General features: G+C 70.0%; 8 protein-coding genes and 1 tRNA gene. 4 read left to right on the top strand and 5 right to left on the bottom strand.

The window, feature by feature from the left end:
• Window positions 1–55 precede the first annotated feature (55 nt).
• Entirely contained in the window at window positions 56–937 is an 882-nt protein-coding gene (locus tag BARAN1_RS03465) for a GNAT family N-acetyltransferase (RefSeq protein WP_122030913.1), read from the top strand.
• A 15-nt stretch (window positions 938–952) separates the two neighbouring features.
• On the opposite strand, the gene BARAN1_RS06780 is transcribed toward BARAN1_RS03465, so the two are convergent.
• On the bottom strand, window positions 953–1,993 hold the full coding sequence (locus BARAN1_RS06780; RefSeq protein WP_122030912.1) for a GNAT family N-acetyltransferase: 1,041 nt from the start codon (window positions 1,991–1,993) through the stop codon (window positions 953–955).
• Window positions 1,994–2,262: 269 nt separating this feature from the next.
• Here BARAN1_RS06780 and fusA point away from each other — a divergent pair, with 269 nt between their 5' ends.
• Both fusA and BARAN1_RS03450 read left to right on the top strand, forming a co-directional pair.
• Window positions 2,263–4,347, top strand: coding sequence for an elongation factor G (gene fusA, locus BARAN1_RS03455; RefSeq protein ID WP_122030911.1), 2,085 nt, complete (start codon window positions 2,263–2,265; stop codon window positions 4,345–4,347).
• Window positions 4,348–4,443: 96 nt separating this feature from the next.
• Window positions 4,444–5,160: a hypothetical protein gene (locus tag BARAN1_RS03450; protein WP_122030910.1), complete on the top strand. Its 717-nt coding sequence runs from the start codon at window positions 4,444–4,446 to the stop codon at window positions 5,158–5,160.
• 24 nt (window positions 5,161–5,184) lie between these two features.
• Here the strand turns inward: BARAN1_RS03450 and BARAN1_RS03445 are convergent, their stop codons facing one another.
• On the bottom strand, window positions 5,185–5,991 hold the full coding sequence (locus BARAN1_RS03445) for a PSP1 domain-containing protein (protein ID WP_157959432.1): 807 nt from the start codon (window positions 5,989–5,991) through the stop codon (window positions 5,185–5,187).
• Complete coding sequence (locus BARAN1_RS03440; protein WP_122030908.1) at window positions 5,973–6,851, bottom strand: DNA polymerase III delta subunit-related protein; 879 nt, start codon at window positions 6,849–6,851, stop codon at window positions 5,973–5,975. Before BARAN1_RS03440 ends, BARAN1_RS03445 begins: the two co-directional genes overlap by 19 nt.
• 104 nt (window positions 6,852–6,955) lie before the next feature.
• Here BARAN1_RS03440 and BARAN1_RS03435 point away from each other — a divergent pair.
• Window positions 6,956–7,032, top strand: a tRNA-Pro gene (locus BARAN1_RS03435).
• 57 nt (window positions 7,033–7,089) lie between these two features.
• On the opposite strand, the gene BARAN1_RS03430 is transcribed toward BARAN1_RS03435, so the two are convergent.
• Window positions 7,090–8,247 carry an NAD(P)/FAD-dependent oxidoreductase gene (locus BARAN1_RS03430; RefSeq protein ID WP_122030907.1) on the bottom strand — a complete coding sequence of 386 codons (1,158 nt, stop codon included), beginning with the start codon at window positions 8,245–8,247 and terminating at the stop codon, window positions 7,090–7,092.
• On the bottom strand, window positions 8,244–10,325 hold the full coding sequence (locus BARAN1_RS03425) for an FAD-dependent oxidoreductase (protein WP_122031766.1): 2,082 nt from the start codon (window positions 10,323–10,325) through the stop codon (window positions 8,244–8,246). The genes BARAN1_RS03430 and BARAN1_RS03425 overlap by 4 nt, the downstream gene beginning before the upstream one ends.
• Window positions 10,326–10,395 lie beyond the last annotated feature (70 nt).

The following is a 10,395-nucleotide window of genomic DNA, read 5'->3' as shown; positions in this document are numbered from 1 at the left end:
AACCTCGGCCCCCCAACCCGGTACACTTCCCCCCTAGCCAACGAGGAGGTGGTCCATGGAATTAACGATCCATCCCAGTGCCGCAGCGTTCCTCTCATCCGCCGAGGGGCCGCTCCTCCGCGAGGAGGCCCTCCACAACCTCATCCTCGGGATCGCGGCCCAGGTGAGGGATGGCCACGCCTTCGGGGACGAGGCCCCCTACTTCCTGACCGTCGGGCTAGGTCGCGAGCTCTTCGCGGCCGCGATCCGCACCCCGCCCTTTCCCCTCATCCTCGCCTCCCCGGGCGGACACCGCGGCGCGATCGAGGCCCTGGTGGACCACCTCGCGACCGCTGATCCGCACCTCCCGGGGGTCAACGGCCCGCTCCCCGCCGCCACCGCCTTCACGGACCTGTGGCAGAAGCGACGAGCAGTGCGCGCCCACATCGCGATGAGAACGCGGATCTACGAACTTCGGTCGGTCGTGCCGCCCGCCGGCGTCCCCGGGACGATGCGCCCCGCCAGGGAGGAGGACCTCCCGCTCCTCGCCGACTGGGCGAGCGCATTCCACGCTGAAGCCGCCCCCCACGATCCTCCGCCCGATCCGCAGGCGATGGTGGAGCGATTCCTCGAATCGGGAACGCTCGTGGTGTGGGACCACCAGGGCCCGGTCTCGATGGCCGGGAGTTCCCGCCGGTCGGCCCGCGGGGCGACGGTAAGCCTCGTCTACACGCCGCCCGTGTGCCGCGGGAGGGGGTACGCCTCGGCGTGCGTGGCTGCCCTGAGCCAGCTCCTCCTCGACCGCGGATGTGCGTTCTGCACCCTCTACACCGACCTCGCCAACCCAACTTCAAACGAGATCTACCGTCGGATCGGGTACCGCCCACTTGCCGACTGCGCGGTGTACCGGTTCGAGCCTGAGCCCCGAGGGGAGCCGTTGGCCCCGCCGCGGCGATGAACCCTCCGCCGCCCGCTACCCGACCTCAGCAACGTAGGTCAAGACCTGCTCCACCGGCACCTGCCAGACCGTGGTCGTGTTGTAGAGGCGAAACCCAAGCTCGTGGTTGATCTTGAGCATCGGCGCGTTCGAGCTCGCGTTCCCCGTGCGCACGAACCTCGCCCCCGGCCGCTGGGCGAGGATCTTCTCGATCATCGCCGCCTTGAGCCATCGCCCCAGCCCGTGGTTGCGGAACTCCGGGAACACGCCGGTCCCCCACTGGTGGACGATCTCCGGCTCGGGCGGGTTCCAGGCGACCTCGGTGAACCCAGCGATCCGGCCGGTGGGGATATGGCGGGCGTAGACGGTCCACCGCTCCACCCCGCGCTTGCGGAGCGATTCCTCCTGGTCGCGGATCATCTGCGGCGTCATGTGAGAGTCCTCCATCTCGAGCTCACCGCGCGGGGCGGTGTTCATGACCTCGTGCATCTTCACCACATCCGCGAGGTCCGCCTCCGGGTACGGGCCCTCCCAGAACCCGAGGCGGAACGCATCGTCCGGGGCCCGCTCCTGCCACGCGTGGAGGAGCGCCCGGTCCACATCCTGGATGCGGAGCTGGTTGATCTCTTGGATCAGCCCTGGCCGCGCCCCCAGGCGACGTACAAATGCCTCCCCATCCGGGGCGGTGGCGACCGTGCCCATGGTAAGGAGCCGGCGACCGTCGGCGCGGGCCGCTTCGGCCATCGTCCCCAGGAGCGCGGTGCCGATCCCCTGGCGTCGGTACTCCGGGAGGACGGAGACATCGAACCACGCCAAGTGCCGGTTCTCCTTTGTGCAGTTCATCTCGAGCTCGGCACTGCCCACGACCCGTCCGTCGCGCCACGCCACCCACCACCGCACGCCCCACCATGCGGGGACCGACGTCATCGCGGCCCGCAGCACGGAAAGCTCACGCGGCGGGTCATCGGGCCAACACTCGGCACGAATCCGGTTCGATAGCGCATGAAACCCCCGCATCGCATCCGACCGGGCGGTCGCGGGGTCGAACCGCTCGATCCAGGTCCTCGATCGGGACATCTATCCTCCTTGAGCGAGGGGCGATGATAGCACGTCCCACGGGGGAAGGGAGTCCGGGGACCGCCGGCCGTGGGAAGAGGTCCGGCCTCCCCGCGCACACCAGGGGCCGTTGACGGGGAGCGCCCGGTCGTTTATCCTAGCCACCCTCTAGATTTCCCTTGCCTCTCTGTCGGGTACTCGCGATCCATTTCAGAGGAACATGGGATGAAGGGCTCTCTTCCCGCTAGCTCGGGATGGGGTTGGTTTGGCTGAAGGATGGAGGAACTGGAATGAACGGGGAACACGACATCACGAAGGTGCGCAACATCGGGATCGCAGCGCACATCGACGCTGGGAAGACGACGGTCACTGAACGCATCCTGTACTTCACCGGCCGCGTCCACCGCATCGGTGAAGTGGACGATGGGCAGGCGACGATGGACTGGATGCCCCAGGAACGAGAGCGGGGGATCACGATCTCCTCTGCCGCGACGACGACGAACTGGAAGGGACACCGCATCAACGTGATCGACACGCCGGGGCACGTGGACTTCACGGCCGAGGTCGAGCGCTGCCTGCGCGTGGTGGACGGGATGGTGGCCCTCTTCTGCGCCGTGGGAGGGGTCCAGCCTCAATCGGAGGCGGTGTGGCGGCAGGCGACGAAGTACGAGGTGCCGCGGATCGCGTTCATCAACAAGATGGACCGCACCGGCGCCGACTTCTGGGGCGTAGTCCGCGAGATCCGCGACAAACTCGGGGCGAGCGCGGTGCCGGTGGTGATCCCGATCGGCGCTGAGGAGGAGTTCGCCGGGCTCGTGGATCTCCTGCGGATGGAGGCGATCTACTACCGGGACGAGGCAGGGGGGACGGAGATCGAGGTCGGGCCGGTGCCCACGGCCCTCTTCGAACAGGCGCAGACGGCGCGCGATGCTCTCCTGGAACGGGCAGCGGAGGTGGATGATCACCTCCTAGCGAAGTTCCTCGCCGGGGAGGAGCCGACGGTCGAGGAGGTCACGGCGGCCCTACGGAAGGCCACGGTGGCGGGCAAGCTGATCCCGGTGCTCGCCGGGGCCGCGTTCCGCAACAAGGGGATCCGCCGGCTCCTCGATGCGGTGGTGGACTTCCTTCCCTCCCCGGCCGACCTCCCGCCGGTCCGCGGAACGTGGGACGGGGCGGAGGATGGGCGCCGCCCGCTCGACAGCGAGCCCCTGTCGGCGCTCGCATTCAAGGTCCAGGCTGACCGCCACGTGGGCAAGCTCACCTACCTCCGCGTCTACTCAGGGGTTCTGCGGGGAGGGGAGTTCGTCCTCAACGCCAGCCGCAGCAAGCGGCAGCGCATCGGCCGCCTGTTCCGGATGCATGCCGACCACCGCGAGCCGGTGGATGAACTGCGGGCCGGCGAGGTGGGCGCCGCGGTGGGCCTCAGCGAGACCTACACCGGCGACACCCTCACACGCGAGGACAGCCCCATCGTCCTCGCCCCGATCGAGTTCCCAGCGCCGGTGGTAGACCTCGCCATCGCCCCCGCCCGGCGGACCGACAGCGATCGGCTGAGCCGCGGCCTGTCCGACCTGTCCGCGGAGGACCCGACGTTCATCGTGCGCCCCAACGCCGAGACCGGCGATGTGGTGATCTCGGGGATGGGCGAGCTGCACCTCGAGATCATCGTAGACCGGCTCCGGCGCGAGTTCGGGGTCGAGGTCACGGTTGGCCAACCGCAGGTTGCCTACCGGGAGACCGTCATCGGGACGGTCGAGCACGAGGGGAAGCTCGTGAAGCAGACCGGCGGCCATGGTCAGTACGCCCACGTCGTCCTCCGCGTCGAGCCCGCCAGGGCGGGCGCGGGGTTCGAGTTCGAGAGCCGCGTCGTGGGGGGGAGGGTGCCACGGGAGTACATCCCAGCCGTGGAACGGGGGATCGTCGAGGCGATGGCCGCAGGGCCCTACGCCCGGTTCCCGATGGTGGACGTCCGCGTGGTCCTCCTCGACGGATCGGCCCACGAGGTGGACTCCTCGGAGCAGGCGTTCCGCACCTGTGCGGCCGCCGCGTTCCGCGAGGCGTGCCGCAAGGCGGGGATCCGGCTCCTCGAACCGATGATGGACGTCGAGGTCACCGCGCCGGAGGCGGACCTGGGGGCCGTGCTGGGGAGCCTGGCCGCGCGGCGGGGGAGGATCGTGGCCCTCGAGCCCCGGGGCCGGGTCCCGATCGTCCACGCCGAGGTCCCCCTGGCGGCGATGTTCGGGTACACGACCGAGCTCCGTGGCCTTACGAGCGGTCGGGGCCAGGTTTCGATGCGGTTCGCCCGCTACGAGGCCGTCCCCACCGCCCTGGCCGAGGAGATCATCGCCGGCCGGACCGTGAAGAGTGCGTGTTGAGGTGAGGGCACAGCGTCCCCTCCCGGCCTCGGCGGATCCGCATCGGCTCGCCGGGGCGGCGGGGACCCAGTACGATCCACGTAAGGAGGGACGAACATGGACCCATGGAGGATCCTGCTCATCGGGGCGATCGTAGCGGGCGTGGTGATGCTCCTCGTGCCCGGTGCGGAGGAGATCCCGGGGCTGGAGGGAGGGGTGCAGATCGAGGAGGGCACGTACGCCTGGGAACGGGCCGGCCAATGGGCAGGGGATGAGGCGTTCACGCTGTGGCTCGTCGACTCCGGCTACCGGGTCGACTCCACGGCACAGGGGGGGAACGGGGAGACCACGGCGAGCCTCGTCCTCGACCCAGGTTGGAACCCGATCTACTACCGGGAGAAGGGGGAGGCGCAGGTCTCCGTCCGCATCACAGAGGGGAAACCCCGCATCACCCTCGGGTCCGGCCTGTTCCAGCAGGAGATCACCCTGGCCGCGCTCCCCCCGTTCGCCATCCTCGGGGCCGACGCGGTGGGGCCGTGGCTCGCTGTCTACCGGTACCTTCAGGCCCACGCCCGCACCGCGCAGGCGGAGGTGACCGCAGTTCGGTCGGGGCGGCGGACGGTGGCTCCCTTGATCGGATACCCACCGGAGGAGGTGGGCCTCCTCGTCGGAGAGAGGATGCTCCCCGCGGAGCGGTACCGGGTACAGCTTGGGGAGAGCGAGGTCTGGCTGTACGGCCAGGGCGAGCTCCTCCTGGCGATTGACTCCCCGAGCGAAGGGCTCGTGGTCTACCTGAAGGAGGTCCTCCCCGACGGGCTCCGCATCGCCCCCTAGCCCTCTAGGGTGCGGTCTCGGACCCTACGGATGACGGTCGTTGCGGAGCTGCTCGCCGTTCAGCTCGGCCCGTGTCCCGTCGGGCCACTGCACGGTGAACGTCCCCTGGAACGCGTTGAGGCCGACGACCTTCCCGGTGCGTCCCTCCACCTCGATCCGCGCCCCCATCTTGGGGAGCCCGTCGAGCGCCTCGCGGTACTGCTCGTGCTCGTAGGCGAGACAGCACATCAGCCGGCCGCAGACCCCGGTGAGCCGCTCTGGGCTCAGGAAGAGCTGCTGCTCGAACGCAAGCTCAAGTGGGATTGGACGCAGCTTGTGGAGGAACGTCCGGCAGCACAGGGGCCGCCCGCACGGCCCCACCTCCCCCAGGATCCGCGCCGCGTCGCGGGGCCCGATCTGGTGGAGCTCGAGCCGCAGCCGGAACGCCGCCCCCAGCTCGCGGAGGAACTCCCGGAAGTCCACCCGCTCGGGGGCGGTGAAGTAGAGGCGGAGGAAGGTCCGCTCGAGGTCGAGCTCCGCCCCCAAGAACCGCATCGGGAGCGAGAGGTCGGATGCTCGTTCCTGGGCCAACCGGCGCAGCTCCTCCGCCTCCGCGCTGCGGGCCTCAAACGTCGCCCGGTCCTCCGGCGAAGCGGGGCGGACGAGGCGCGTCCGCGGGGCAGGGGGGTTGCAGAGGGGGGACTGGAGGACCCGGGCTAGCCAGCTGGTGTGGCCCTCCTCCTCCACCCACAGCTGGCCCGGATCGCCCACTGCCCCGTCCCACACGGCGAGGTGGATGTCACAGAGCGGCCCCCGCCGCCGGACAAGCGCCCCTAGCTTCTCCGCGGCCACAGGACCACCACCTCCGCCAGAAGCCGCGGGTTCGCGTTGTCGTCGAGCTCCCCCCGGGAGAGCGAGGCCTTGCGCGCCCAGGACAGGAGCACATCGGGCGGGAGGGTCGGCCACGCCGTGGGCGCCTCCACCGCCAGGAAGCGAGCCAGCTCGCCGAGGAACGCGGCCACGGTCCCCTTCCCATCCCTGGCCAGCTGGTCCGCGGCAGAGAGGACCTCATCCGCAGTAGCGCGGGAGAGGGTCTGGATGAGGTGGCGTCCGAATGCCCGTCGGCGAAGGGGGTCCGCAGCGTGGGACGCAAACTGCGCCACCAGCTCGGCCAGGGGGAGGCCCCTCGCCATAGCCTCCGCCTCCTGCCATTCCTGGAGCGGATCGCGGCGCTCAGCGAGGAACGCCGCGGCATCCTCGACCCGGTCATCGAGGAGCGAGGCGATGAACGCAATCTCCTCTTCCGTGTACCCCGCCGTGCGGAGCGCAGCCTGGATTTGGGAAAGTGCGCCCGGACACCATCCGAGCGCGCACCGCGAGCGCACCGTGGGGAGGACACGGTCGAGCGCCTCCGCGAACAGGATCGCCCCAAGATGGGGGGGCATCTCCTCCAAGAGCTTGAGGAGCGCGTTGGCCGCCTCACGGGTCAACCTTTCCGCCGGCCCGATCACCGCCACCTTGCGGGCCGCCCGCACCGGGCCGTACCGCGCCCACAGGATGAGCTCCCGGACCCGGTCGATCCCCAGTTCCCCCGCCTCGGCGACCCCCCACCACGCATCGGGGTGCCCTGCGGGCGAGCCCCCCAACTCGGAAGCCGCCTGAGCGAGGGCGGCGGCGCGGGCTCCCGGTCCGACGTAGAGCTGAGGGATCATGCTATCGGAAGGGTACGGGCCCGCTCCCGTCGGGACAAGGGCCACCCGGCGAGGTTGACGGACGAGCCAAGCGCGGTAGAGTTCCGTTGGCGACGAGCTTACAGCGGGGCGTGGCGCAGCTCGGAAGCGCACCTGCTTTGGGAGCAGGGGGTCGCTGGTTCAAATCCAGTCGCCCCGACCAACAAGGCGTGCGAGGCGCTTCGTCCCGCCGTGTGCGGTCCCGACCCGCACCCTCGTATCACCTCAGGGCCTCCTGGCCTGCGAACGCGCGATAGGGGGACAGGATCTTCAGGACCTCGCCATCGGTGGGGAGGAGCGCCCCGGTGATCATGCGGGCGAGGAGCTCGCCCAGGCCCGGCCCAAGCATCACCCCCTGCCCGCACATTCCGATCGCCATCGCGTATCCCTCGACCTCCTGCGCCCAGCCAACGAGGGGGGATCCGTCCGGGGTCATCGGGTAGAGGCCGCGCCACGTCCGGCGGACACGCAGGTTCCCCAGCCGCGGCATGAGGTCCACCATCCGCCGGGCGACCATGGGCAGGAACGCGCTCGTCTCCCGGCAGTCCTCGCCCAGGATCGGCGGTTGCGGGGTGATGCAGAACGTGAACTGCCCCGAGGCGAGCTGGTGGAAGTAGTAGTTGGACGAGCCGGGCGCGGGCCGGGTGTCCACGACCATCGGGGCGAGGAAGTGGGCCACCGGCTCCGTGACCCCCGCCTCGTGGGAGTCCGGCTGGACGGGATGGTCGAGCCCGACGAGCTTCCCCACCGCGCGGGCCCATGGCCCGGCAGCGTTGAGGACCACCGGCGTACCGTAGCGGCCCTTGTTCGTTCGCACCGCCCGCACCCGCCCCTCCCGGACCTCGATCCCCGTCACCTCCTCCCCGAACTGAAACGTGGCCCCCAGCCGCCGTGCCTCGTCGTAGAACGCGTGGCAAGCAAGGAGCGGCGAGCAATGGCCGTCACCGGGGGAGTACGTCCCCCCGATGAGCCCGCGGCGGTTGAGGTCGGGGACGATGTCAAGCAGGGCCTTCGCATCGAGCCACTCGATCCCCAGCCCGTAGGCGTGCTGGATCACGAGGAGGTCCTGGAGGAGCTTCTCCTCGCGGGGCGTGTAGGCCACGAACACGTACCCGCCGCTCCGCCACTCGATCTCCTGTCCGTGGGCCTCTTCCCAGCCGGATAGGATCTCGATCGTGCGCTGGCAAAGGCGAATCTTGGCTGGGTCGGAGTGGGTGGCGCGGATCCCCCCGATCGCCGCCTTGTTCGACCCCTGTCCAACGCTGGGCAGGGAATCCACCACGAGGACGTCGAGGCCAGCCTGGGCAAGGGAGAGAGCCGCTGGGGCACCAACGCTCCCCGCCCCGATGACTACGACATCGTACACACTGCCCCTCATCGCGCGTCCCCGTCGTGTTCGGCCCCGGCGAAAAGGCGGAGCGGGGTCTCCACGAACAGGGGGCGGGGCACATAATCCCGCACCTCGCTCAGGGGGACCCCCTCCTCGCGGAACAACCGCTTCATAAGGGGGCCGCACGTCTTTCCCCCGCACGCCCCCATCCCGGCGCGGGTGACGGCCTTGATCTCGTTCATGTCGCGCACTCCCTGGCGGATGAGGGCCCGCACCTCCCCCACCGTCACCCGCTCGCAGCGGCACAGGATCTCATCGTCATCGAATCGCATCACGGCCTCGGGGAGGGCGTCCGTGCTCCAGCCGGATCCCAGCCGGATCCCGGCGACGCGCGTCGCAACCGCGGCGGGGACGGAGAGCTTCACGAGGACCGTGCGGTCGTTCCGCGCGATCGCCCGCACCCCCGTCACCACAACCTCGGCCAACGCCTCGCCGGAGATGCCCACCGCCGTCACCCGCTCCCCCTCCCGCACGGACTCCCCACCGAACTCAAATGGGACCGTGACCGTGGGGGCCCCCCGGTCCCGGCGGAAGTCAACCAGGGTGATCGCGAGCCCCGGGCAGACGACAACGCACCGCTCGCACCCCAGGCACGCCTTCCCTTCTGCCACGTACTCCGGCCTCCTCCGGATATCGTGGGGATCGATCCGGATCAGCCCCTGGGGACACACCGACGCGCAGGGGTTACAGGGGATCTCCTCCTGGCAATGCAGTACAGGGAACACGTCCCCCAAGGGCAGAAGCGAGGGGGTGCCCCGCGCGCCTGGCTTGGACTTGAGAATCTGCGCCATCCGCTCCCACTCCGGCGGGATCTCCACGTCGGGCTTCCCCAAGGCCTGTGCGATCCGACGCCCCGCGATCTTCCCGGAGAAGATCGCCGCCGACGCCTCAGCAATCTCCTCGGCATCGCCGGCCGCGACCGTCGGCATCCCGAACGCGCGGGCCTTGTGGTAGAACTCGTCCACCGGGTCGAGGCCGACTGCCACGAGCACCGTGTCGCAGGGGAATGTCTTCTCCGTCCCCTCGATCGGCCGGAACGAGGGGTCCACCTGGGCGATCGTCACCGATTCCACCTGATCGCGGCCGTTGGCGGACAGGATCGTGTGCGAGGTGTAGATGGGGACTCCCAGGCGGGCGAGCTTGTCCCGATGAACCTTGTACCCCCCGCACTCCAGCAGCGCCTCGACGAGGCCCACGACCTCGATCCCCGCCTGGAGCGCGTGGTAGCCGGCGATAAGCCCCACGTTCCCGCCCCCAACGATGAACAGCCGGTCCGCGGCCCGGACGAGGTCGCGGTTGACGAGGGTCTGGAACGCCCCCGCCCCGTACACGCCGGGAAGGGTGTTCCCCTTGAACAGGAGCGACCTCTCGCGCGCCCCGGCTGCGACGAGGAGCACGTCCGGAACGACGAGCGCGTACGCCCGCCCCTCGCGGAGGATCCCCACCGCGCGGTCGCTGTACACGGCCAGGGCGACCGAGTCCAGCCATACCTCGACCGACGGATGGCGGCGGACCTCCGCCTCGAGCCGCGTGGCGATGTCCGTCCCCCGCGTCCCGGCGTACACGGCGTCCGTGGACCCGAAGAACCGGTGCGTCTGGAGGACGAGCTTTCCACCCAGCCGGCGCTTGTCATCAACGACGAGGGTTTGGATCCCGTGGGCTCCGAGCTCGATCGCCGCCGACATCCCGGCGGGGCCGCCGCCGATCACGAGGACGGGCACTCGGAGTCGCTCGATCTCGTTCATCCGTGGAGGGGCGGGGACGGGCGGCAGTACAGGGAGGCCATCGGCGGGCTCGACCCTCATCCCAGGTCGGACGAGGGTCATGCACGCCTTCACCGGCATCCCGTCCGCGATCACCAAGCACTGTGCGCACTGGCCGTTCGCGCAGAAGATCCCCTGGGGCGAGGCGTCCTTCGCGTGGTGGCCGAAGATCCTGATCCCATGGGCGAACAGGGCGGCGGCGATCGTCTCGCCGGGGAACGCCGGGAGCTCCCTCCCGTGGAACGTGAACGGGAACGGCTCGCCCCGCTCCAGGGGGAGGATGGGATGGTGTTCGATCCTCATCGGAACGGTCCTCGGAGGATCCGGGCGGAGGAAGAGCACGGCACGGGCAACATCGAGCGGATTCTACCGA

The sequence above is a fragment of the Candidatus Bipolaricaulis anaerobius genome, from assembly GCF_900465355.1.
Classification (GTDB): domain Bacteria; phylum Bipolaricaulota; class Bipolaricaulia; order Bipolaricaulales; family Bipolaricaulaceae; genus Bipolaricaulis; species Bipolaricaulis anaerobius.
Note: the sequence above shows the minus strand (reverse complement) of the source record. Positions and strands in the feature narration are given on the sequence as shown.

Coding starts and splice junctions, on each gene's coding strand:
- BARAN1_RS03465 (WP_122030913.1), top strand. CDS start 56: ATGGAATTAACGATCCATCCCAGTGCCGCAGCGTTCCTCTCATCCGCC.
- BARAN1_RS06780 (WP_122030912.1), bottom strand. CDS start 1,993: ATGTCCCGATCGAGGACCTGGATCGAGCGGTTCGACCCCGCGACCGCC.
- fusA (WP_122030911.1), top strand. CDS start 2,263: ATGAACGGGGAACACGACATCACGAAGGTGCGCAACATCGGGATCGCA.
- BARAN1_RS03450 (WP_122030910.1), top strand. CDS start 4,444: ATGGACCCATGGAGGATCCTGCTCATCGGGGCGATCGTAGCGGGCGTG.
- BARAN1_RS03440 (WP_122030908.1), bottom strand. CDS start 6,851: ATGATCCCTCAGCTCTACGTCGGACCGGGAGCCCGCGCCGCCGCCCTC.
- BARAN1_RS03430 (WP_122030907.1), bottom strand. CDS start 8,247: ATGAGGGGCAGTGTGTACGATGTCGTAGTCATCGGGGCGGGGAGCGTT.
- BARAN1_RS03425 (WP_122031766.1), bottom strand. CDS start 10,325: ATGAGGATCGAACACCATCCCATCCTCCCCCTGGAGCGGGGCGAGCCG.